Origin of the sequence: Pseudomonas sp. GM17, from assembly GCF_000282175.2 — a bacterium.
GTDB lineage: Bacteria > Pseudomonadota > Gammaproteobacteria > Pseudomonadales > Pseudomonadaceae > Aquipseudomonas > Aquipseudomonas chlororaphis.
The window spans coordinates 4,555,449-4,573,809 of record NZ_CP124732.1; the positions used below are offsets into that span (position 1 = coordinate 4,555,449).

Sequence of the window (18,361 nt, forward strand, 5' to 3'; positions counted from 1 at the left end):
GCGCAACGCAACCCTGCATCCGGAGGCGAAGCAGGCAGGAATCGTGCGTCATGGACCGGAGTGAGGCAACGTCTCGAACAGCCGCTGGATTACCCGAATTAGGACAACGAGCAATCAGCGATCCGAGCGAGCCAACGGTTGGCTGACGCTCTCGATCGCCACCCGATTGCGTCCGGATTTCTTGGCCTGGTACAGCGCGGCATCGGCGTGCTCGAGGAACGCTTCGATGCTGTCGTGCCCGTTCGGCACGAAGCAGTAGCAACCCAGGCTGAGGGTGACTCGTGCAAAGGGCGAGCCGGTATGCGGGATGTTTTTCTCCATGACGCCGCAGCGAATCTGCTCGGCCATGGCCAGCGCCCCGTGCATCTCGGTATCGGGCAACAGGATCACGAACTCCTCCCCGCCATACCGCACCGCCAGGTCGGCCTTGCGCTGACAGCAATCCCTCAGCACCTGCGCCACCTCGGCCAGGCACTGATCCCCGGCGACATGGCCGTAGGTGTCGTTGTAGCGCTTGAAGAAATCGATATCGAGCATGATCAGGCTCAGCGGGCTCGCCTGCCGCCCGCCGCGCCCGAACTCGGTTTCCAACGCCCGCTCGAGCAGCCGACGATTGGCCAGGCCGGTCAGGCTGTCATGGGTCGCGATCACCTCCAGCGCTGCCTGTGCGGTCCGCAGGTCGGCCTCGATACGCTCGCCGTTGCGTACCTGGTGCACGAAGACCCAGCCGAACAAGCCGATCCCCAATACCACCAGGGCGACAATGGCGCTGGACTGGTAGGCGCTGGCGTACCAGTCCTTGAGGACCGCATCCTTCGAACTTGCCGCGCTCACCACCAGCGGGTAGGCGTCCAGTTGCCGATAGCCGTAGAGCCGCATCTTTCTGTCGACCAGCGAACGAATCATCGCAGTGCCCGAAGAAGACTCAGGCAAGTACTTGCTGAAAATTTCCCCGCGCGCCAGGGATGCGCCGATCTGCCGCTCCTCCAGCGGACGCCGCGCCAGCAGGGTGCCATCGGACAGGGCGAGGAACATGCTGCCGTTGTCATCGATGTCGAAGCTTTTGAAGAACTGGTCGAAATAGGCCAGCCGGATACCGGCCAGCAGCACGCCTTCGAAATTGCCCTGCTTGTCGTTCAGGCGCCGCGTCAGCGGAATGATCCACTCGCCGTTTTCCCGACTGCGGATCGCTGGCCCGACGTGGGCCAGCAAGGAAGCGTTCTGCTGATGAAAGCGGAAATAATCTCGATGGGCCACGCCTGCGCTGCGTGGCAAGCGCTCGAACGAGGTGACCACCCAATGCCCCGCCCGGTCGAACAGGAACAGGCCATGCAGCTGTTTGAGCGCTTGCGCCCTCTGCGCAAAGATCTTCTGCAGGAAAGGCTTCTGCTCAGGGCCATAACCATCCTTCTGAATCCAGTCGGCCAGGCTGGCCAGCACCAGGTCGGCCTCGATGAAGGTGTCCTCGGCCTGTTGCGCCATGGCCCGGGTCAGGTTCGACGAGGCGACCTGCGCCCGCGCCATATCGTAGTGATAGGACTGCGCCAGTTGCAGATAAAGCAGGCCGCACAGGCACAGGCAAACCATCGAAATGAATACCACCGCGGCCTTGAGCAGCGGAAGCCGTTTCAAGGTTCGATCGGAGGCATGGTGAGGATCGTGAATCGGGATAGGCAAAGCATCATCCTGGCAGGGTAAGGCATCCAATGCAGCCGGGCCGGCCAATCCTAAGAGGTAATAGCGAACAGTTCAGGGTGGCGACGTCTGAAAATGTAGAGCATTTTTCTGATGATCATCAGGGATATATAAAAAACACCCTGCCACAATACAAACATCGGCATCCAGCAGAGGGTCATGAATCGCTGGCCACCCTCCGCTAAGGTAAAGTACCTTCCGAGACTACACTTACCCTCACATCACGATAGGAAGTCGGAATGAGTAAGGTCGATGAACTCGCCGCAAGGCTGAAACAAAAACAGGACAGCTGGGCCAAGGAAGACATCTCGGCAGACAAGGCCATCGAGCTGTGGCCTGCACAGGTCTATGAGATGTACCACCAGGTCGAGACCTGGCTGACTCCACTTTCAGAGGTCGGCCTGAATATCCGGCGCGTCCCCACTCGCGTGTTCGAGAGCCACCCCTCTGGCGCCACCTTCAACTACGCCATCGATCAACTGCTGATCGAGGGCAACCATAAAAGCATCCTCCTCGACCCTATCGCCCGCTTCACCACGGGTGGCGCCGGGCGTGTCGAAATCCACGGCAAAGGCCCTGAACGCTACCTGCTGCGCAACGGCAGCGAACATGGAGAGGGGCACTGGCTGATCCAGACGGTTCCCGGCTCCGGTAAATCCAGGCCGGACCCGTTCGAACTCAATGAAGACACCTTGTTGTCCGTGATCCAGGAAGGCCTGGACCTCTGAACTCCGCTCAAGCGACTGCCCCTCGGGCAGTCGCGCCGCTGAAGCCGACGGCTAGAGCCGCCGCGCCGCACAATACGCCACTATCACCTGGGACAACGCAGCCACTATGCCCTGATCGGCATCCTTGGCCGTGAACAGCCGAAACTCCGCGTCAGGCAGTACCGGCAAGCCATGTTCAGCCCCCAATACCGCAAGCCCTTGCCCCAACTGGCTGGTGGCTATCGGCGCCACCGCGAACCCGGAGAGGGCCGCCGTGCGCAACGCCGCGGTGCTCGGGCAAAGCATTGCCGTGCGCTGGGCGATTCCCGCTTGCGCCAGACGCTGCAGGGCTACCGCCCGATAAGGGCATGGCTCGGGAAACAGCGCCAGTGGCAGCGGAGTCGGCAAGCGACCCACCAGATACGCGGAACTGGCCCATACCAGCGGCTCCTGCCACAACAGCAGGCCCGGCTCACGGGTTTCACACAGCGAACCTATGACCACCTCAAGGCCGCCCTGCTGCATGCGCTCCAGCAGCGTGCCGGGAATATTCACCTGTATATCGATTTCCATGCCCGGATACTGCGCCGCGAACTCCTGCAAAAGGCGCAGCAGGCGGCGCTCGACAAAGTCCTCGGACATGCCGATCCGCACCCGGCCGTGAAATGGCGAACGCGTCAGCTCGGCCCAGGCATCGCGGTTCAAGGCGAGGATGGCTCGCGCATAGGCCATCAGGCGCTCGCCATCGGCGGTCAAGTGCTGGGAACGCGTGGTACGGGTCAGCAGCGGCTTGCCGACCTGCTCTTCCAGGCGTCGCAGATGCCCGCTGACCGCCGACTGCGTCAGGTGCAGCCGTTCGGCGGCACGGCTGAAGCCTTCCTCGTCCACCACTGTTACAAAGGTCTTGAGTAACAGAACATCGAACATATAAAGATACGTGATCAATCAGCCATTTATTTACAATTTATATTCCATAAATCGCTATGTTGCAATGTCGGCATTCCTCATCCGAGATGCCGTCATGACCCGCCTGCTGCATATCCAATGCTCCCCCCGCAAAGAGCGCTCCGCCTCGCAACAAATCGCCCGAGGTTTTATCGACCGCTATCAGACCCACCATCCACACACCGAAGTCAGCACCCTGGACCTGTGGAGCCTGGACCTGCCGGAATTCGACCAGCACGCCATGGACGCCAAGTACGCCGGCCTGCAAGGCATGGCCCTGTCCCCCGACCAGCAAGACGCCTGGAACACCCTCGAAACTCTCGCCGCCCACCTGCACCATGCCGATCTGCTGGTACTTTCCGTACCCCTGTGGAACTACAGCATCCCCTACAAGCTCAAGCACTTCATCGACCTGGTCACGCAGAAAGACATCCTCTTCAGCTTCACCGCCGAACACGGCCTGCGCGGCCTGCTGCACAACAAAACCGCGGTCGTCGCCTACGCCCGCGGCCTCGACTTCTCGCCGCTATCCGACACGCCTGCGGAACGCTTTGACTTCCAGAAGCCCTACGTCGAGGCCTGGCTGAAGTTCGTCGGCGTCACCCAGGTCCACGCGCTGATCGTGGAAAAGACCATCCTGGGGCATGAGGTGGATCAGGTAGCGCGGCGAGAGGCCGGGAATCGGGCCAGGGAACTGGCGGACAACTTCAAGTGATTTAAATGCAGCGAACATTCGCCTAGCCATGCGGCTATCGAATCACACATAAAAAGCGGGCGACCTTAAGATCGCCCGCTTTTTATTAGCCTGCCGTTGTTCATACAACCGACCGGAATATAGGAACCGAAGACCATTCATCTTCCTGGTACGCGCGCCCTTGCAACCCCGGAACTCCATTCCTGATAAACTTCCCCTCCTTCGCCTCACCCATCCAGATTGCCCAATGCTCTTATCTCCTGCTCCAACTGCCTCACTAGCCCTCTCCCGCCGCTTCTCCGTGGCGCCGATGATGGATTGGGCCTAACAATCCCTCAACACCCCGACCACACTGCCTAATCCGCTGCAACCAAATCGCTTTGTAGCAACTTCCAAGCAAGCTGTAATAACTGCCTGACAGGGGTACTGCCGGTATTATGCTTGTACTTTTCTCGAAAGGGTCGACGCCATGTCGGTGAATATTGGAGAGGATCTACCGCAACCAGTTAGCTCTGAAGGCAACCTTGATGGAGTGAACACTGCGAGTCGAGCAGACGGATTCAGTAGAGGTTGATCAAAACGTCCGAAGCGTGCTGGAGACGATTAGTGACAACGCGGGATATATCAAGCAGGGCTTGGCCAGGTTACGGAGAAGGGAGATCGACTAGGGGGCGCAGACTGGCTCCCTGAAGGGATTTCAGGATAGCCTCAGGGTTACCTAGCGATGGTCAAATAAAATCTTTCTCTCCAGTATTCTGATGATGGGGTTGGAAACACCGCGCCTGAGCACCTTTAAAACCAAAGCCTGTAGCGCTACCAATTTTTACGCGTACCATTTTCGTACCATCGACTTTTCCTAATAGCCATTCAATCCCCATCACCTATACGCTCCCCCTACAACGCTGATCAAGCAGACTGACGTAGCTCTGGCACTGCCTCTCTCTCCATCAACTGAACCTACCACTCGTCTTGTCCTTCCCGCTTTCAAGATACTCCTTTTGACAGTCTTCTTTTCAAATCTATAGTCCATTAACGGATCACTGAAAGTGACCAAACCTGCAAGACATATAAAAATGGAGCAACACTGCGTGCACCGTAGATTGATGGACAATGAATGCAGACCACAAGTCAGTCACTGCATTTATCTACAAGCCCAGCACTCACTGAAAATGGAGCGATACCATGTCTTCCTTTAAAAAACGTTTATTTTGCACTTCCGCACTTATCCCACTTCTGGGCTTAGGATTATATCTATACAGCAACACCTCAGCCGCAACCGGCAGTGTGCCAAACAATTGTTTTGCTGATTATATGTTTACAGAAGATCTACAGATACCGGAGTCACCGCCAGAACATAAAATCAAAATAAACAGAAAACACATTTATTGTGGAGAGGTCATTTCCAACACAACAAAAAAACAGCAGCGGTAGGTCTTCATGCAAAATCTGCAAGCAAGGTCCCGGATTCAGCCACAGGCAAACTCCCAGAAGTACCAGCTGCTAACAACGAGACATACTCTATAAGAGAAGTAGCGGTAAAAGACACACTACACTCAAGTTTCAAAGATAAAGATTCCCCTGACACCAGCTCAATGTTCCCAGACAACTGCACTGAGGATCAAATTAACAATAGCATTCTATATGCTTACGGCCGTAACGCCCAAAGCAGCGGACTATCAGGTCCCACCCCAGCAAATTCGAAGTACTGTTACGCCCTGGACCAACAATTCACAATAATCATTCAGACAGCACAAAAATTTACAAGTAAAAGCGCAACATGCAAAGAATTAGTAATTAATTCCGCCTATCCAAGACAATAACCAAATCAACCTTACAAGAAACTGGTAGTAGAACTTTACATAGCTCTCATCAATGAATGCAACTCCTTGAGTTGTACCATTATTGAGAGCTTTTCCATAACTACCTGCAACTCACCTTCCACAACTGATCAAGCTTGGTGGTGTAGCTCGAGCTCATCATCTCACGCCGCATCCCCCAGTCCGGATTGCTCGGCACACTGGCCGATCTGAGTACCCCCTACCCCATCGACCGTTGATCCAATCCAGCGCCGCCATCACCCTGGAGGCCTCGACCGGTTGCAAAGTGGCAAACAGATCGTCGGTCGAGTACGTCAGATCGACCACCACGCCGTTCGCATACTTTGCTTCCTCTGGGTTGAAGAAACCTGTGCGGGGGCAAAACCTGATCCAGCCAGCCTAATGAAGTTGAAAAAATCGCTTCCAACAGTTTTGAGGCCTTTTCAGGGGGTACTTGAGCGATAGGGATTCGAACCCGACCGAAGGACTTGGCAGGCCGCGATAGGCCTGTATTTGCGGGGTAAAAAATCAGTACCTGTGGGCTGTCGCGACCTATTTAGGCCTCAGTTATGCCCTAAATTTGCCCTAACCGCTGCCCCGTTTTCCATATCTCCAGCAAGGCTTACCCAGGTTACGGAGATCGACAAAGGATCGCAGGCCTGTTCCTTGAATGGATATCAGGATGAACTCAGGATTTCCTAACGATGGCCAATATAAAACCTTGAAGCTCCATTATCCCAGCACCGACTGGGTGTACCCATGAGTGCCGATACAGTTCGTCGCCTCAAATCGCTCACCGCCACTGCCTCGATTACTGTATGCAAATACAGCAAAAAAAGCATGTGGGGCAGTACCGTGCACATCGACGACACAGACGACTGGCTGGGTATCCCCACGCCTCTCGAAATAGCAACACAGCACGGAGCGCTGCTTGAGAACTCGCAGATTGAAGCAGCGAATGCCTGAAAGAGGGACTCGGCCAGGGCGCGCAGACGCTCTAGCTCAATTTCCGAGCAGTCCGATGCTTGGCCTCGTGATATCGCCGCATCGCACCAACCACCTCCAGCATCAGCGGATCGTCGGGCAGGATCATGTCAGAGGGTTCCTTTGCCATTCCATCAATTCCTCGAATGCATGAAACGACTTAGTGGGCATATCCCAAGGCCACCTACTGACCAGGAAATACATTTTCCAGCTTCGACCCCCTCAAGAAGTGGCCACCATTAATCTTTGCAGCTCTCCAAAATAACCATTCCGACAAGCGGTCATCGTCGTGCCCGGATCTCTTCTACTCTAGTAGTTGTTTCATTGCTGGCACCCATTGTAGAGCTATAAAGCTCAAAAATATGTATTACCTAGAGCTTGAAACAAACAAATAGTGCTGTTTAACCCAAAAGCAAGGAGCTACTCATGACTAATATGTCAGAAGGAAATCAGGACTCGAAAACAGCTACAGGTCAACTGGCAGTCTACTCAGGAACTGTAAAAAGACTTATCTGCATCCCTTCCAATGGAAGCAATAATGTTCAAGTTACAATTAATAACAATGACAAACTCCTCCTTGCGACTGGCATTGACCAACCGCTGGGGCTTGGACTTTACCTGACATTACTTAACGCACTAACATCAAAAGTCACTGTATCGGTAGGTACGACAGGATACATTAACGGAGAAGGCTTCGGCTACATCAGCAACATTACAATCGCTGCATAGCAAGCTGAAGTCAACTCCACTTGTTAGATCAGAATTAAGAGTCACTACAAACCAATTCTGATCTAACACCCTAACAGATAAATAACACGACTACATATACATCAAAAATCGCTATTTGATCGTCCCATCAGCGACACCAGAATTATGTACGTTAACTCCTCCCTCCCAGGCTAAGCGATCTCAATGCCAAATAGAAACCAGAGCGACTATCTCTGTGCAGCAGCTTCCCTCGCATAAGACTGGCACGCAGCCAGAGCTATTAATCCTTCGTCGCCATCTCCCGCGATGACGACAATTCGTTGAGCAGCCGCTTGGTCAAGTCGGGCTCGCGGGGCTTCATGAACCAGGCCGCCGGTGGTGGCGGTGGCAGGCACTTTACAGCCACTGGCTGAATCCGCGGCGTCGACAAGGACTGACAGCCGCAGATCAATAGTAGCCAGCCGGTCGCGCAGGCGAGCCTGAGCTTGTTGAGCATTGTTCATCTCCTTCCAGTGAGTTTGATCTTGGGTTTGCATGCGATCCTCCAGCTCGCGGCGCTGGGCCTGCTGCGACTCCAACTGCCTGAGTGCTGCTACTGCGGCCTGTTCACGCTCGTGCCCTTGCGCCAGATCTTTTGCCGCAAGCTGTTGCTCATACCCTGCCGCTTGCCTTTCCAGTTCATCGGCCTGCCACAACCACGCGAGGCGCGCACCAATCGCAGCGCCGAACACCAGGGCCAGCACGCCCCACCTCCAGCCCAGGGACATCACATCAGCACCTGCTCAGCACGCCTGTAGATCGCCACGCGATCATCCAGCCCGTTGAGTCCGCCGTTTATCCGTCAGGTGATGGCCTCGAACGCCGACGGCCCCTTGTCGGCCAGCGAATTGAGGCCGGCTAGGTGCCAGAACCAGCCGGCCGAGTCGGCAGCGTGCTCCGGACGCTCGAGTAATTCGGGATGGTTGAGCAGATCGAGGCCCAGCGCTTCGCCGCAACGCTGGTAGTTGGCACGACCGGTCACCTGGATCAGGCCACGGCCGCGGTACTTTTGGCCGTCGCCGTCGGCTTCGAGCGTGTTACCCAGTTGCGCGGCGAGCTTGCCGGTGTCGTACTTGGCCAGGTACTGATCGCCGCCCAGTTCACGGACATAGCGCAGCTGGCCAGACTCATGGCCAACCTGGGCCAGGAACGCACGCTTGCGCAACGGGGTGACGATGCCCCACTTCACCATCGACGCGTTCAGTACAGGAAGAAAAACGCCGGCTTGGGTGCCGGCGTTGGGGAGGATCTGCTGCAGCTGCTTGAGGGTGACAGTCATCTTGAATCTCCAATAATGGCCACTCAGGCCGGTTTCACATCAACCACCTTCAGTGGCGTGTCGGATTTCTTTTTCTTGCCCTTGGCCTTTGCCTTGCCCTTCTTGCCGCCGTTGCACTCCACCGCGGTCGACCAGCCGGAGGCATCGAAAGTCTGCTCGACGCTGTCGACCAGGTACTGACCATTCAGCCCTACCTTGAAACCCCAGGCGTTGATCAAGCGCTCGGCGAACAGGTCGGTGCACCCGGGCATCTGCAAGCGCACACTGGCAGTGGTGCGGTTGAACGCCGCGAGCTTCGCCTTGGCCGCCTGCTCGGCTGCTGACTTGTTCGGGTAGATGTGTCGATCGGTGTGTACGCCCGGCAGACCGGACGGGGCGTCGTCATTCCCCAGCTCGACCACCGTCAACTTTCCGGTCTTTTTGTCCTGGTGCTGGGTCTTCACGGCCTTCTGTGCGCTGCGATCCCCGAGGCGGAACTGCCACCGGCTCACGTCCGCCAGCGTGATAGTGACCACCCCAAAGGCCTTGCCGCTGGCCCCCTGGCTGGCCTCACGGGGTAGGACCAGCAGCTTGCCGTCGGCGACTTTCGCGGTGCAGTCGTATTGCTTGGCCAGGCGGGTGATGAAGTTGAAGTCCGACTCGTTACGCTGGTCGACTCGTTCGACCTTGGTCTGCACGGGGCAGGCCGGTGCCCAGCCATTGCGAGCCGCAATGTCGCGGACGATCTGCGACAGCGGCACGCCCTCCCAGTTGCCGCTGCGCGTGGTCTTGCCGCTGCCACGCATGTCGCTGGCCTTGCCCCGGATCACCATCGTGCTCGGCGGCCCCGAGACCTCGATCTCGTCAACGGTGTACCGTCCGAGGCGGGCCAGCGCCTGCCCCCTATAGCCCAGGTAGACCTCGATCCGCGCTCCTCGAGCGGGCAAGGCGACCGCTGCATCACGGTCATCGATCCGCAGCTCGAACTCGTCGGAGTCCATACCAGGCTTGTCGGTTGTTCTCAGTAACAACAACCGGTCATTGATCAGCGCCGTGATGTCCGCGCCATCAGCGACGATGCGAAAGGTAGGTTGCATAGGCACTCCAGAATGAAAGAGCCCCGCACTAGGCGGGGCTCGTTGAGGGCTGGGGGGTTACCCCCACAGCTCGATGGTTTCGATCGATGGTGCAGCAAGGTCGGGCAGCACGATCACCACCCCGGTGCGGTAGGGCTGCGGTTCATCAGCCAAGCCCGGGTTCTCCTGCAGCACCAACTCGACCGTGCCGTTAAGGTGCCCGTAGTGCTGGTAGCACAGGGTGTCGAGCAGATCCCCCTCAGACGTTCTGCATGTCGTTGCCATACTTCACGAACTCCAGTGAGAACCCCTGCTTGCGTGGGATGCCGCCAGCCAACAGCGCGCCCTGTTCTTCATCAATGCTCAGCAAGCACCAGGTGCCGAGCACGTCGCCATAGCCCGTAACCAGGCTGACTGGCTGCAGCCGGCGGACGATGGTGCGAAGGGTGTCCAGCTGCTTGATTCCCCCTTTAAAGCCGGGATAGATCACCCCCTTCAACGTGATCTTGTCCTCGCCCTGCCCGACCGCCTGCTGCGCGATATCCCGCGTCAGGCGCTCCTGGCCGGCCCAGCGCGCTGCCGTCTGTCGTCGCAGCTCGTCGAACGCGGCGGTGTCCAGGTTGAAGTAATACGGCTGCTGCTTGGCATCGAGCGGCTGCAGGATCAGCAAGTGCGGAAAGGGAGCGCCCTGCCGACGTACTCAAGGCCGCCAAAACGGACTTGAGCGATGGTTTCCTCCGTGTCGGCCAGGGCAAGACGGAGAAGCGCTTGCGCATTTTCCTTGAGGACGCCGGCAAGCAATCTGATCTGGCGGCGTTTCTTGAGAACCTGCTGGAACGTCGAGCAATGAACGGAATCCGGACGTCGATCCTGATCACCAACGCCTCAGGCCTGCGGATGAGCCAGCAAATGCTACGCAACCGCTGGGACGAGGCCAGGGAGAAAGCAGCCATCAAGGCCACGGCAGAGGGCGATACCGCGCTCGCGGCCAGCATCCGTCAATTTCAGTTCAGGGATATCCGGCCAAAGGCAGCCAGCGAGATCGCTCTGGAGCATGCCAGCAAGCTGCTTGGGCATACCTCCGAAGAGATCACCAAGAGGGTTTATCGCCGTGTCGGGGAAGTCGTCAAACCGACAAAATAGAGGGGGGGTTGCGGAACACTTGCCAAAAGATGCGGAACACATTGTAAATTTCAGCCAATAAAAAAGCCCGTAGATCGTTGATCTACGGGCTTTTCAGTTTGGAGGCCGAGGTCGGAATCGAACCGGCGTAGGCGGATTTGCAATCCGCTGCATAACCATTTTGCTACTCGGCCAAACTTTCGATGCTTTGCAACCGCATCAAAGGCATACAACTCGAAGCTGGAAACCTGAACTTGATCTAGCTTCCAACCCTTTGAATTCTAAGGGGTTTTTCGCGTTCCTGAATCAGGAATGGACGCAATTCTGGACTTGTTCGCCGGGCATGTCAAGAACAGGAATAAAATAATTCAATGCGTTGCGCCTGCATGGGGCATCACTAGCGCAAGCCGCTTGCTTGCATCTTTTGGCTTTGCGGCGAGGCTTCGACAGGCTCCCCCCACCCGCGCCCCCACCTTACCGGTCGAAAGAGTCCACCCGCGCTATCAGGGCCCGCGATAAGCGGCGAACGACGGTCCAACTGCCCTGGCTCGCGTAGCGAGGCTCTCAATTGACTGCTGCACTGCATGCAGCAGTTAAATGCAAAATGGCCGGATTGTTGATCATGGAGCGTATCCCTATCCTCGTTTCCTACACCAGCTTCCTACCGCAAAGCTTCCAAGGAGATCGAGCATGGTCACCCGCGTACAGCTTCACCAAGTCGGCGCCCCTCAGGTCCTGCAGTTCGAGCAGGTGCAAGCCCAGGCGCCCGGTGCCGGCGAGGTCTGGCTGGAGCAGACGGCCATCGGCGTCAATCCGCTGGACCTCAGCCAGCGCAGCGGCGCGGTGCCGGTTGCCCTGCCCTGCGGGCTCGGCCTGGAAGGCGCGGGGCTGGTCAAGGCGATCGGCCCTGGCGTCACCCAGGTCCAGGTGGGCGACCGCGTCGCCTATGCCACCGGGCCCCTCGGCGCGTATGCCAGCGCCCGCCTGTACCCGGCTGAGCGTCTGGTCAAGCTGCCGCCGGCGCTGGCCTCGGACGCCGCCGCGGCGCTGCTGTTCAAGGGCATCACCGCCCAGTACCTGCTCAAGACCACCTACCCCGTTGGCCCTGGCACCCGGGTGCTGATCTATGGCGCCGCCGGTGCCCTGGGCCAATTGATGGTGCCCTGGGCCAAGCACCTGGGGGCCACGGTCATCGGCGTCGTCTCCAAGGCGCAAAGCGTCGAGCGGGCCCGGGCCGCCGGTTGCGACGAGGTGCTGGTGTTCGACGCCGCGACCCTCGCCCGACAGGTCGTCGAGGTCACTCAAGGGCACAAGGTCGATGTGGTGTACGACCCGATCGGCCGGGTGTCCTTCGAAGCCTCCCTCGACAGCCTGCGCCCCCGCGGCCTGCTGGTGTCCTTCGGCGCGGCGTCGGGCGCTCCCGAGGCGGTGCAGGTCGGCACGCTCAACGCCAAGGGCTCGCTGTTTCTCACCCGCCCGTCCCTCGCCGCCCACACCGCCAGCGCCAGCGAATACCAGGTGCGCGCCGCCGATGTGCTGGACGCCTTCGCCGCGGGTATCATCCAGCCGCGGATCTGGCAGCGTTATCCCTTGGCCGACGTGGCCCAGGCCCACGCAGACCTGCACGACGGACGCGCGCAAGGCGCCATCGTGCTGATACCTTGAGGCCGATCCTTTCCGTCCCTTCCGGCCATTTGGCCGCACCACGAGGCAGCCCAGGCACATGGATCTGTTCGACAGCCGACAGGCCGATGAACTCGCCACCTTGATGGCGCTCTTCGAGCACGGCTCTTTCGCCGCCGCCGGGCGTGCCTTGCAGCGCCACCCTTCGGTGCTGTCCAAGCGCCTGGCGGCACTGGAAAGCCGCCTGGGCATTCGCCTGGTGCAACGCACCACCCGGCAATTGCGCTTCACCGACGAAGGCGCGCGGTTAGTGGAGCACTTGCGGCAGGCGGCGGGCCTGATCAGCGCAGCCGAACACGAAGCCTCCCAGGGCGCCGCGCAGATCCGCGGGCGCCTGCGCCTGGCCTTGCCGGCCGCCATGGGCCGGCGCTGGCTCAGCCCGATCCTTGCAGAATTCGCCCTGGCCCATCCCGGGGTGATGCTGGAGACCGAATATTCGGACCGTTTCGTCGACATCGTCGGCGAAGGTTTCGACGCGGCGATCCGCATCGGCGAACTGGCCGACAGCCAGCTGGTGGCGCGTAAACTCTGTGCGCACCGGCGCATCCTCTGCGCGTCGCCCGACTACCTGCAACGCCATGGCGAACCGCAGGTGCCCGCCGAACTTGCCAGCCACAACTGCCTGGGCTTTACCGGCCTGCGTTCCTGGCCCGACTGGCGGCTGACCCGCCAGGGCCGGCTGGAAACCGTGCGTATCCACGGCACCTTGCAGAGCAACGACAACGAAGCACTGCTCGCCGCGGCCCGGGCCGGCGTCGGCATTCTTGCCGGTGGCGACTGGCTGATGAACCAGGACCTCGCCTCGGGGCATCTGGTCCGGGTGCTGCCGCAGTGGCAGCTGGACAGCGACTCGGGGATCTTCCTGCTGCGCCCGTCGGCGCGTTTCAGCAACGCCACCACCCAGGCCTTCAAGCACTGGATCGAGGCGCGCTTTGCCCAGGGCGCGCCCTGGGAAACGCCGGCCAGGGACGAGCCGTAGCACTGTTCACAGCGAAGCGACGATGAACTCCCGCAGCCATTGATGGGCCGGGTCGCGGTGGCAGCGCTCGTGCCAGAGCATGGCCATGTCATAACCCGGGACTTCCAGCGGCGGCTCGACCACCTTCAGCGCCGGGTTGTCGCGCACCAGGCGCGACGGCAGCATCGCCACCAGGTCGGTGCTCGCCAGCGCCGAGAGGACAAACAAGAAGTGCGGCACTGATAGCACCACCCGGCGCGTCAGGCCCGCCTCGCCCAGCGCGCTGTCGGTGACACCCTGGAAACCGCGGCCATCGGGCGACACCACCACGTGTTCCAGCTTGGCGAACTGCGCCAGGCTTGGGCGTCGTTGCAGGCGTGGATGGCCCTCGCGGCCCGCCAGCACGTAACGCTCGCTGAACAGCACGCGGCGGCGCAGCCCCGGCGGCGAGTCCTCGCTGGTGTGCAGGGCCAGGTCGATGATGCCCTGCTCGGCCTGCTGGACCAGACGCCCCGGCTCCAGTTCGAGCACCGCCAGCCGGGTTCCGGGGGCCGCCGCGCGCAAGCCGGCCAGCGCCGGCAGGATCACCGTCGACTCGCCGTAGTCGGACGCCGATACGCTCCAGGTATTGGCCGCCGCGCCCGGGTCGAACGGGCTGGCCGGCGACACCGCCAGCTCCAATGCTTCCAGCGCCCGGCGCAACGGCTCGCGCAATTCGTCGGCCCTGGCAGTGGGCCGCATACCCCGCGGCCCTGGCAGCAACAACGGGTCGCCGAAAATCTCCCGCAGCTTGGCCAGATGCACGCTGACCGAGGGTTGCGACAGGTTCAGGCGTTGCGCCGCGCGGGTCACGTTGTGCTCGGCGAGCAGCACATCCAGGGTCAGCAGCAGGTTGATGTCCAAGCGCCTTAAATTATTCACGACAATACCTGGGATATTGGATATTCATTTCCAATATACCTGGCAGCGACCGATCCTGCTGTCTCCCGACATTGGAGACCCTGTGATGAATGTACTGCTGGTGTATGCCCACCCCGAACCCCGCTCCTTGAACGGCTCGCTCAAGGACTTCACGATCAAGCGCCTGCAGGCCGCCGGCCACGCGGTCCAGGTTTCGGACCTGTATGCGATGAACTGGAAGGCGCCGCTGGATGCCGACGACAGCCTGGGCCGGGCGGACAACAGCCGCTTCGATCCGTCCCTGGACTCCAAGCGCGCCTTCGAAGAAGGCCTGCAGTCGGCGGACATCGCCCGCGAGCAGGAAAAACTGCTCTGGGCCGACACCGTGCTGCTGCAATTTCCCCTGTGGTGGTTCTCCATGCCGGCGATTCTCAAGGGCTGGGTGGAGCGGGTCTACGCCTATGGTTTCGCCTATGGCGTGGGCGAGCATTCGGATGCGCGCTGGGGCGATCGCTACGGCGAAGGCACCCTGGCCGGCAAGCGGGCGATGCTGATCGTCAGCGCCGGCGGCTGGGAATCCCACTATGGCCCGCGGGGCATCAACGGGCCGATGGACGACCTGCTGTTCCCGATCCACCACGGCATCCTCTATTACCCGGGCTTCGACGTTCTGCCGCCCTTCGTGATCTACCGCACCGGGCGCATCGACGCGGCGCGTTTCGCCACGATCTGCGACCAGCTCGGGCAGCGCCTCGACCAGTTGCAACGGACCGCGCCCATCGCCTTCCGCCCACAGAACGCCGGCGCCTACCGGATCCCGGAGCTTACCTTGCAGCCGGAGATCGCCACCGGCCAGCAAGGCTTCGCCGCCCACCTGATATAGGCCGTGCGCTCACTGCTCGGCCAGGCGCGTACCGGCTGGCTGCCGAGACGCAAGCGTCGGCATTCACCTACGACTGCTGGCGCGTCCAGGCGTCCTGCTGGTCCTGCTTGACGATGTCGACGAAGTGCGCCGGCAGCAGGTTCCTGAAAGCCCCACCATCCGCCTCCACCACCTCGACCATCTTCGCCACCATTTCCTCGGGATCGTATTGCTCGAAGGGGAACTTCAGCCCGGAGTGATCGGTGAAGTGTTTCTGCGGGTCGTACCAGCTTTTCCAGGTTTCCATCATCCGGTCGTTGAAGCCGGTGGAATACGGCCCGGGGTTGACGGTCGCGACCTGGATGCCGAACTCCGCCAGCTCCATGTGCAGGGCCTCGGCGATGGACTCCAGGGCATGCTTGGAGGCGCAATAGGCGCCGGTGAAGGGCCCGGTGAGCAGGCCGGCGATCGACGACACGAAGACGATCTTGCCCTTGCGCCGCTCGACCATCTGCCGCACGAAGCCCTGGGTCAGCTCCAGGTTGGCGAACACGTTGGTCTCGAACTGGGAACGCAGGATATCCACCGGGATTTCCGCGATGGCGCCGGTCTCGGCGTCGCCGGCGTTGTTCAGCAGCACGTCGATGTCCCACTGCCAGGCATGGGCCCGGTCGCGGGCCGAGGTGATGTCGAGCTTCTCCACCCGCAGCTTGAGGTTGAGACGGTCGGCGAGCTGGCGCAGCTCGGTAACCTGCGGGGTGATCTGCACCCCGGCGATCACTTCATGGCCGTTGGCGGCCAGGCGCAGCGCCACCTCACGGCCAAAGCCCGAACCGGCGCCGGTGACCAGAATGCGTTTTTTGCTCATCTCGGTTTCTCCAGGAAAATGTCGGGGGCCAGGGCTCAGAGGCAAGCCCGGGCGATGATGTCGTCTTCAACCGCGGTGCCGCCGGAGACGCCGATGGCGCCCAGGCAGCGCCCCGCCTGATCGACCACGGGCAGGCCGCCGGCAAAGCTGGTCAAGCCGCCGTTGCTCTGCTCGATCGACCACAACGACTGCCCCGGCCCGGACAAGGCGCCGAGTTCGGCGCTGGCGGTCCGGAACAGCGCCGAAGTCCGGGCCTTGCGCTGGGCCAGGTCGATCGCCCCCGGCACGGCGTCGTCCATGCGCACGAACGCCAGCAGGTTGCTGCCCGAATCGACGATGGCGATGCACACCGACAGCTGCATCTGCAGGGCTTTGGCGATGCCTTTGTCGAGCATCTGCCGGGCGGGTTTGAGGGTGACGGGCCAGTGCATGGCAGGACTCCTTTGCGGTTGAAAAGAGTCTATGAAGCTCGTAGCTTTAAGAGAATCCACATTCTCCCTACAAGACTATTAAGTATTCCTAACAATGAGCCGACGCGATCCACTGGCCGGGCTGCACCTCTTCATGGCGGTGGTCGAGACCGGCAACTTCACCCGCGCCGCCGCCGTGCTGGGCGTAACCCCGGCGGCCGTGAGCCTGGCCATCAACCAACTGGAAAGCGAACTGCAGACCAGGCTGTTCCACCGCACCACCCGTGGTGTCAGCCTGACGGAAAGCGGCCAGCGCTTTCACCAAGGCAGTGAAGCCGGCTACCGCAGCCTGCTGCAGGCCAGGGAGGAGCTGGGGGAAACCCAGGGCGAGCCCTCAGGGCATCTGCGCATCAGTGCCTTGCACATGGCCAAGCACCTGATCGTCGCCCCGCTGCTCGAGGACTTCTTCCAGCGCTACCCCAGGGTCACCCTGGAAATACGCTACGAAGATCAGTTGGTGGACATCGTCAAGGAACAGCTCGACGCCGGCATCCGCCTGGCCGACGCCCTGCACCCGGGCATGCACGCGGTGCAGATCACCCCGCCGCTGCAATGCGCCCTGGTGGCCAGCCCGCAGTACCTGGCGCGCCACCCGGCGCCGCGCAGCATCGACGAGCTGCACCAGCATTCCTGTGTGCGCTTTCGTTTTCCCAGCAGCGGGCAGATGCACAAATGGCAGCTGCACGACGGCCAGCACGAGGTGAAGCTGGATGTGCCCGGGCGCTTCATCAGCACCGACACTCAGGCGGTGATCGAGGCCGCCCGCGCCGGCGTGGGCATTGCCCATGTGTTCATTCGCGAACGGATCGCCGCCGACCTCGACAGCGGCCAACTGGTGGAAGTCCTGCCCGGCACCTGCCAGCCGCTGCCGGCCATGTGGCTGTACTACGCCAACCGCCGGCACGTCCCGCCCAAGCTGCGCGCCCTGATCGAGGTGCTGCGGGACTGGAAGCAGTCCCTCGGGCGCGACAACCGCTAAAACGGCGCAGAGGCTCAGGCCCGCGCCTGGACGCTCGGCACCAGCATGCGCACCAGGGAGTCGGCCGTGCTGCGCAAGCGCTCCGGCTCCTGGTAGATGCGTTCCATCACCGCCAGCCCGCGGGTGAAGGTGACCATGACCTGCGCTGCTTCATCCGGCGCCAGGACCAGGTCGTCCCGGATCCGCTCGGCCGACAACGCGCTGCTGATGGTCAGTTGCAGGGCGTCCAGCAGCTCGCGCAAGCGTTGCTGGATGCGCGGGCCGATCGCATCGGCTTCGGTGGCCGTCTTGGTGGTCAGGCAGCCTTTGGCCGGCGTGCCGCTGGTCATGTTGCTGATCGCCACCTGGAAAAACCGCCGTAGCGCGGTCTCGGCGTCCGCAGCCTCGAGGGCCTTGGCGGCGTTGCCCAAAAAGCGCGTGGCGTAGGCTTCGAACGCCAGCAGGAACAACGCTTCCTTGCCGCCGTAGGCATGGTACAGCGAACCACGCTGGACCTCGGCCGCCTCGGCCAGGTCGGCCATGGAGGTGGACTGCCAGCCCTTGCGCCAGAACACTTCAAGGACCGCCGACAACACTTTTTCTTCGTCAAACTGCCT

Annotated in this window: 19 protein-coding genes, 1 tRNA gene and 4 pseudogenes; 10 read left to right on the forward strand and 14 right to left on the reverse strand. The window is 60.7% G+C overall.

Translation table 11 applies throughout. The features are described 5' to 3' along the window. Window positions 1–114 precede the first annotated feature (114 nt). Complete coding sequence (locus tag PMI20_RS20395; RefSeq protein WP_007928819.1) at window positions 115–1,677, reverse strand: sensor domain-containing diguanylate cyclase; 1,563 nt, start codon at window positions 1,675–1,677, stop codon at window positions 115–117. 257 nt (window positions 1,678–1,934) lie between these two features. On the opposite strand from PMI20_RS20395, the gene PMI20_RS20400 reads away from it, so the two are divergent. Beyond that, window positions 1,935–2,423: a hypothetical protein gene (locus PMI20_RS20400; RefSeq protein WP_007928812.1), complete on the forward strand. Its 489-nt coding sequence runs from the start codon at window positions 1,935–1,937 to the stop codon at window positions 2,421–2,423. 51 nt (window positions 2,424–2,474) lie between these two features. Here the strand turns inward: PMI20_RS20400 and PMI20_RS20405 are convergent, their stop codons facing one another. Next, window positions 2,475–3,329, reverse strand: a complete 855-nt coding sequence (locus PMI20_RS20405) for a LysR substrate-binding domain-containing protein (RefSeq protein WP_007928810.1) — start codon at window positions 3,327–3,329, stop codon at window positions 2,475–2,477. 94 nt (window positions 3,330–3,423) lie between these two features. Here PMI20_RS20405 and PMI20_RS20410 point away from each other — a divergent pair, with 94 nt between their 5' ends. Beyond that, complete coding sequence (locus PMI20_RS20410) at window positions 3,424–4,062, forward strand: FMN-dependent NADH-azoreductase (RefSeq protein WP_007928808.1); 639 nt, start codon at window positions 3,424–3,426, stop codon at window positions 4,060–4,062. A gap of 707 nt (window positions 4,063–4,769) precedes the next feature. Here the strand turns inward: PMI20_RS20410 and PMI20_RS20420 are convergent. Beyond that, on the reverse strand, window positions 4,770–4,922 hold the full coding sequence (locus PMI20_RS20420) for a hypothetical protein (protein WP_157173167.1): 153 nt from the start codon (window positions 4,920–4,922) through the stop codon (window positions 4,770–4,772). A gap of 301 nt (window positions 4,923–5,223) precedes the next feature. Between PMI20_RS20420 and PMI20_RS20425 the strand changes: the two genes are divergently transcribed. Beyond that, window positions 5,224–5,472: a hypothetical protein gene (locus PMI20_RS20425; protein ID WP_162136177.1), complete on the forward strand. Its 249-nt coding sequence runs from the start codon at window positions 5,224–5,226 to the stop codon at window positions 5,470–5,472. A gap of 489 nt (window positions 5,473–5,961) precedes the next feature. Here the strand turns inward: PMI20_RS20425 and PMI20_RS20430 are convergent. Then, window positions 5,962–6,248: pseudogene (locus PMI20_RS20430) on the reverse strand (DUF4113 domain-containing protein); the annotation flags it as partial. Between the two features lie 369 nt (window positions 6,249–6,617). Between PMI20_RS20430 and PMI20_RS20435 the strand changes: the two are divergent. Next, on the forward strand, window positions 6,618–6,824 hold the full coding sequence (locus PMI20_RS20435) for a hypothetical protein (protein ID WP_037035324.1): 207 nt from the start codon (window positions 6,618–6,620) through the stop codon (window positions 6,822–6,824). A 444-nt stretch (window positions 6,825–7,268) separates the two neighbouring features. Beyond that, entirely contained in the window at window positions 7,269–7,571 is a 303-nt protein-coding gene (locus PMI20_RS20440) for a hypothetical protein (protein WP_157173166.1), read from the forward strand. Between the two features lie 206 nt (window positions 7,572–7,777). Here PMI20_RS20440 and PMI20_RS20445 read toward each other — a convergent pair whose 3' ends face one another. The 5 genes and pseudogenes from PMI20_RS20445 to PMI20_RS20465 all read right to left on the reverse strand — a co-directional run. Continuing rightward, a complete protein-coding gene (locus tag PMI20_RS20445; protein ID WP_037035322.1) occupies window positions 7,778–8,317 on the reverse strand; it encodes a lysis system spanin subunit in 540 nt (179 codons plus the stop codon). Continuing rightward, a pseudogene (locus PMI20_RS20450) lies at window positions 8,317–8,868 on the reverse strand (glycoside hydrolase family 19 protein). Before PMI20_RS20450 ends, PMI20_RS20445 begins: the two are co-directional and overlap by 1 nt. Window positions 8,869–8,891: 23 nt before the next feature. Continuing rightward, the gene (locus tag PMI20_RS20455) at window positions 8,892–9,944 is read right to left on the reverse strand and encodes a phage late control D family protein (protein ID WP_284168957.1); all 1,053 of its coding nucleotides are present in this window, start codon (window positions 9,942–9,944) and stop codon (window positions 8,892–8,894) included. Between the two features lie 57 nt (window positions 9,945–10,001). After that, window positions 10,002–10,208 carry a tail protein X gene (locus tag PMI20_RS20460; protein ID WP_007923313.1) on the reverse strand — a complete coding sequence of 69 codons (207 nt, stop codon included), beginning with the start codon at window positions 10,206–10,208 and terminating at the stop codon, window positions 10,002–10,004. After that, window positions 10,183–10,605: pseudogene (locus PMI20_RS20465) on the reverse strand (phage tail protein); the annotation flags it as partial. The gene PMI20_RS20460 and the pseudogene PMI20_RS20465, both read right to left, overlap by 26 nt. A 20-nt stretch (window positions 10,606–10,625) precedes the next feature. Between PMI20_RS20465 and PMI20_RS20470 the strand changes: the two are divergent. Then, window positions 10,626–11,066: pseudogene (locus PMI20_RS20470) on the forward strand (tyrosine-type recombinase/integrase); the annotation flags it as partial. A 99-nt stretch (window positions 11,067–11,165) separates the two neighbouring features. On the opposite strand, the gene PMI20_RS20475 reads toward PMI20_RS20470, so the two are convergent. Beyond that, a tRNA-Cys gene (locus PMI20_RS20475) sits at window positions 11,166–11,239 on the reverse strand. 496 nt (window positions 11,240–11,735) lie between these two features. Here PMI20_RS20475 and PMI20_RS20480 point away from each other — a divergent pair. Both PMI20_RS20480 and PMI20_RS20485 read left to right on the forward strand, forming a co-directional pair. Then, window positions 11,736–12,710, forward strand: coding sequence for a quinone oxidoreductase family protein (locus tag PMI20_RS20480; RefSeq protein ID WP_007923309.1), 975 nt, complete (start codon window positions 11,736–11,738; stop codon window positions 12,708–12,710). A 58-nt stretch (window positions 12,711–12,768) separates the two neighbouring features. Continuing rightward, the gene (locus PMI20_RS20485) at window positions 12,769–13,707 is read left to right on the forward strand and encodes a LysR family transcriptional regulator (RefSeq protein ID WP_007923306.1); all 939 of its coding nucleotides are present in this window, start codon (window positions 12,769–12,771) and stop codon (window positions 13,705–13,707) included. Window positions 13,708–13,713: 6 nt separating this feature from the next. On the opposite strand, the gene PMI20_RS20490 is transcribed toward PMI20_RS20485, so the two are convergent. Then, window positions 13,714–14,607, reverse strand: coding sequence for a LysR family transcriptional regulator (locus PMI20_RS20490; protein ID WP_007923304.1), 894 nt, complete (start codon window positions 14,605–14,607; stop codon window positions 13,714–13,716). An 85-nt stretch (window positions 14,608–14,692) separates the two neighbouring features. Here PMI20_RS20490 and PMI20_RS20495 point away from each other — a divergent pair, with 85 nt between their 5' ends. Beyond that, entirely contained in the window at window positions 14,693–15,469 is a 777-nt protein-coding gene (locus PMI20_RS20495; protein WP_007923301.1) for an NAD(P)H-dependent oxidoreductase, read from the forward strand. Window positions 15,470–15,536: 67 nt separating this feature from the next. On the opposite strand, the gene PMI20_RS20500 is transcribed toward PMI20_RS20495, so the two are convergent. Next, window positions 15,537–16,316: an SDR family oxidoreductase gene (locus tag PMI20_RS20500; protein WP_007923613.1), complete on the reverse strand. Its 780-nt coding sequence runs from the start codon at window positions 16,314–16,316 to the stop codon at window positions 15,537–15,539. Window positions 16,317–16,351: 35 nt separating this feature from the next. Further along, entirely contained in the window at window positions 16,352–16,747 is a 396-nt protein-coding gene (locus PMI20_RS20505; RefSeq protein WP_007923611.1) for a GlcG/HbpS family heme-binding protein, read from the reverse strand. Between the two features lie 94 nt (window positions 16,748–16,841). Between PMI20_RS20505 and PMI20_RS20510 the strand changes: the two genes are divergently transcribed. Further along, entirely contained in the window at window positions 16,842–17,765 is a 924-nt protein-coding gene (locus PMI20_RS20510) for a LysR family transcriptional regulator (protein ID WP_007923610.1), read from the forward strand. A 14-nt stretch (window positions 17,766–17,779) separates the two neighbouring features. On the opposite strand, the gene PMI20_RS20515 is transcribed toward PMI20_RS20510, so the two are convergent. Beyond that, the gene (locus tag PMI20_RS20515; protein ID WP_238543412.1) at window positions 17,780–18,340 is read right to left on the reverse strand and encodes a TetR/AcrR family transcriptional regulator; all 561 of its coding nucleotides are present in this window, start codon (window positions 18,338–18,340) and stop codon (window positions 17,780–17,782) included. Between the last annotated feature and the right edge of the window lie 21 nt (window positions 18,341–18,361).

What these genes read in the sequence shown, in the direction of transcription:
- PMI20_RS20400 (WP_007928812.1), top strand. Translation starts at nt 1,935, where the DNA reads ATGAGTAAGGTCGATGAACTCGCCGCAAGGCTGAAACAAAAACAGGAC.
- PMI20_RS20405 (WP_007928810.1), bottom strand. Translation starts at nt 3,329, where the DNA reads ATGTTCGATGTTCTGTTACTCAAGACCTTTGTAACAGTGGTGGACGAG.
- PMI20_RS20410 (WP_007928808.1), top strand. Translation starts at nt 3,424, where the DNA reads ATGACCCGCCTGCTGCATATCCAATGCTCCCCCCGCAAAGAGCGCTCC.
- PMI20_RS20425 (WP_162136177.1), top strand. Translation starts at nt 5,224, where the DNA reads ATGTCTTCCTTTAAAAAACGTTTATTTTGCACTTCCGCACTTATCCCA.
- PMI20_RS20435 (WP_037035324.1), top strand. Translation starts at nt 6,618, where the DNA reads ATGAGTGCCGATACAGTTCGTCGCCTCAAATCGCTCACCGCCACTGCC.
- PMI20_RS20440 (WP_157173166.1), top strand. Translation starts at nt 7,269, where the DNA reads ATGACTAATATGTCAGAAGGAAATCAGGACTCGAAAACAGCTACAGGT.
- PMI20_RS20445 (WP_037035322.1), bottom strand. Translation starts at nt 8,317, where the DNA reads ATGTCCCTGGGCTGGAGGTGGGGCGTGCTGGCCCTGGTGTTCGGCGCT.
- PMI20_RS20455 (WP_284168957.1), bottom strand. Translation starts at nt 9,944, where the DNA reads ATGCAACCTACCTTTCGCATCGTCGCTGATGGCGCGGACATCACGGCG.
- PMI20_RS20460 (WP_007923313.1), bottom strand. Translation starts at nt 10,208, where the DNA reads ATGGCAACGACATGCAGAACGTCTGAGGGGGATCTGCTCGACACCCTG.
- PMI20_RS20480 (WP_007923309.1), top strand. Translation starts at nt 11,736, where the DNA reads ATGGTCACCCGCGTACAGCTTCACCAAGTCGGCGCCCCTCAGGTCCTG.
- PMI20_RS20485 (WP_007923306.1), top strand. Translation starts at nt 12,769, where the DNA reads ATGGATCTGTTCGACAGCCGACAGGCCGATGAACTCGCCACCTTGATG.
- PMI20_RS20495 (WP_007923301.1), top strand. Translation starts at nt 14,693, where the DNA reads ATGAATGTACTGCTGGTGTATGCCCACCCCGAACCCCGCTCCTTGAAC.
- PMI20_RS20500 (WP_007923613.1), bottom strand. Translation starts at nt 16,316, where the DNA reads ATGAGCAAAAAACGCATTCTGGTCACCGGCGCCGGTTCGGGCTTTGGC.
- PMI20_RS20505 (WP_007923611.1), bottom strand. Translation starts at nt 16,747, where the DNA reads ATGCACTGGCCCGTCACCCTCAAACCCGCCCGGCAGATGCTCGACAAA.
- PMI20_RS20510 (WP_007923610.1), top strand. Translation starts at nt 16,842, where the DNA reads ATGAGCCGACGCGATCCACTGGCCGGGCTGCACCTCTTCATGGCGGTG.